Origin of the sequence: Streptomyces caeni (assembly GCF_042678285.1) — a bacterium.
GTDB lineage: Bacteria > Actinomycetota > Actinomycetes > Streptomycetales > Streptomycetaceae > Streptomyces > Streptomyces caeni.
In genome coordinates this window covers 1-2,553 of record NZ_JBHUDX010000060.1, presented here as the reverse complement: position 1 = coordinate 2,553, position 2,553 = coordinate 1, and the positions used below count along the sequence as shown (strand labels likewise).

2 protein-coding genes are annotated in these 2,553 nt (G+C 74.8%); both read right to left on the bottom strand.

The window, feature by feature from the left end:
- Positions 1–1,124: NAD(P)/FAD-dependent oxidoreductase (locus tag ACFSL4_RS21970; RefSeq protein WP_381085521.1), on the bottom strand; the 1,124-nt coding region annotated here is incomplete at its 3' end.
- Positions 1,125–1,336: 212 nt separating this feature from the next.
- The gene (locus ACFSL4_RS21965) at positions 1,337–2,374 is read right to left on the bottom strand and encodes an SDR family oxidoreductase (protein ID WP_381085518.1); all 1,038 of its coding nucleotides are present in this window, start codon (positions 2,372–2,374) and stop codon (positions 1,337–1,339) included.
- Positions 2,375–2,553 lie beyond the last annotated feature (179 nt).

Here is a 2,553-nt window from a genome sequence, read left to right as displayed (position 1 = left end):
AGCGGCCCGGGCAGATGGACGCCGAACGGATCGGCGGCCGCCTGCGCGCCGCCGAGGTCCACCACGAAGCCCACGTCGCGGTGGCGGTAGGCACGGCGGGAGCCGATGCCGAGGGAGGCCGCCACGTTGCGGGCGGCGGTCCTGCCGTGCCGCCAGGCGTGCTGCGCGGTCATCGGTGTGTACTGTCCGGGTTTCTCCAGATCGGGTACGGCGGCCGCGTCCCCGCAGGCGAACGCGTCGGGGTGGCCCGGCACCTGGAGGTACGGGTCGACGAGCAGCCGTCCGCGCTCCAGGGGCCGACCGAGGCTCTCGACGAGCGGATCGGGCCGGACGCCGACGCACCACACCAGGGCGTGGGTGTCGATGAACTCGCCGTCGGTCAGCAGGACTCCTTGGTGGGTGGCCTCCTTCACGGAGGTTCCCATCCGCACGTCGACACCCCGCCGCCGCAGCACCCGTTCGGCGGTGCGGGACAGCCGTTCGTCCATCTCGGGCAGCACGCGCGGCGCGATGTCCAGCAGCAGCCAGCGGGGCCGCAGTCCCTGGCGCAGCGGCTGCTTGCGCACGAGCGCGTCGGTGAACAGCTTCCCCTGCGCGGCGACCTCGGTCCCGGTGTAGCCGGCGCCGACCACCACGAAGGTGCAGCGGGCGGAGCAGCTCCCGGGGTCGTCGGCCGCGGCGGCCATCTCCATCTGGCGTGTCACGTGGTCGCGCAGGTACAGCGCCTCGGGCAGTCCGCGGAAGCCGTGCGCGTGCTCGGAGACACCGGGAATCGGCAGCAGCTTGTTGACGCTGCCGACGGCGAGCACCAGACGGTCGTAAGGGAGCGTGCCGCCGCGGCCCTCGGGGTCGCGGTAGTGCACGGTGCGTGCGTCGAGGTCGACTCCGTCCGCCTCGCCGAGCACCAGGCGGGCACGACGCAGGGTGCCGGTGAGCGAGACGGTGACGCGCCGCGGCTCCAGCACGCCCGTGGCGACCTGGGGCAGCAGGGGCAGATACAGGAAGTAGTCCGTGGGGTTGAGGATCGTGATCTCGGCCCGGTCCCGGGTGAGCCGGGACAGGGTGCGGGCCGTCCGGTACCCGGCGAAACCGGCTCCGACGATCAGGATGCGGGGTCGACTCACGATTCGCCTCCGGCATGGTCGCACGTACGTCTGCCCGGCGGGCGCGCGGACACCCCCGTGGAGACCTTCCGCGTCCCCCTGTCCAGGGCGCCCAAACGCCCCGCCCCGGCGTTTCGCGCGCGCGTCCCGCGGTTACCCGGCCGGGTGACCCGAGCAGGCCGGATTCCAGCTGCTGTGGATCGCTGGAGATCCTGGAGGGGGCGATCCAGGCGTCAGCCCCGGCGGCGGACTCCGGCGGCGGTGACCGCTGCGCCCAGCCCGCCCACCAGCAGGCCCGCGCCGATCCGGCCCCGGTTCCGGGACACCCACTCCTCCGCGCTCCCCTGCAGGGACTCCGCGTCGAAGCGGCCGTGCGCCCCGAAGTCGTGACCGTGCGGGCCGTCCGCGGGGGACCACAGGTTTCCCGTGGCGCTGTGTTCGCCCTCGTCCCGCTGGGCGTCGAAGCCCCTGCGGGCGAGGTAGCGGTCCAGCAGCCCGGGAGCCACGGCGTTGGCGATCAGCGTGGCCGCGGTGGACCCTCCGACCCAGTACTCCCGGCGCCTCGGGTGCCCGGCCGCGTGCACGATCGCGCGCGCCGCCAGCTCCGGCTGGTAGACGGGGGCCACCGGCCGTGCCCGGCCCGGGATCCGGCTCAGCACCCAGTCGAACTGGGGGGTGTTGAGCGCGGGCAGCTGCACCATGGTGGTGCGCACCCGCGACCCCTCGTGCAGCAACTCGCACCGCAGGGACTCGTTGAAGCCCTGGATCGCGTGTTTGGCCCCGCAGTACGCGGACTGCAGCGGGATCCCCCGGTACGCGAGCGCGGAGCCGACCTGGACGATGGTCCCGTGGTTCGCGGGCAGCATGTGCCGCAGCGCGGCCCGGGTGCCGAACACACAGCCCAGGTACGTCACTTCAGTGACCCGGCGGAACTCGTCCGGTGAGATGTCCGTGAAGGCTGAGAAGACTCCGGCGAACGCGTTGTTGACCCAGACGTCGATTCTCCCGAACGCGTCGGCGACCTGTTGCGCCGCGTCCTCGACCGCCTTCGCGTCCGCCACGTCGACGGGGACGACGAGCGCCTCACCGCCGGCACGCTGCACCTCGTCCGCGGCAGCGGCCAGGCCCTCGCGGCCCCGGGCGAGCAGGCCGACCCGGTCGCCGCGGGAGGCGAACGCCAGGGCCGTGGCCCGGCCCACTCCGCCGCTCGCCCCGGTCACCACGACGGCCCTGCGGTGCCTGGGCAGGGCGCCCGACAGCATCCCGGCCATCGCTCACCGGCCCCGGTGGTGTGGTGCCCCGGGAGCGGATCCCGGCCCCGCGGATCCCGGCGCGGCGGCGTCCGGGATGCCCGGCGCGGGCGCGCCCGTCCCCGGGCCTCCGGGCGCCACGGGCGGCACCGGCGGGTAGCGCGTGCCGGGGCCTCTCGGCGGCGCGGTGGGCGGCGGCC

What these genes read in the sequence shown, in the direction of transcription:
- ACFSL4_RS21965 (WP_381085518.1), bottom strand. Translation starts at nt 2,374, where the DNA reads ATGGCCGGGATGCTGTCGGGCGCCCTGCCCAGGCACCGCAGGGCCGTC.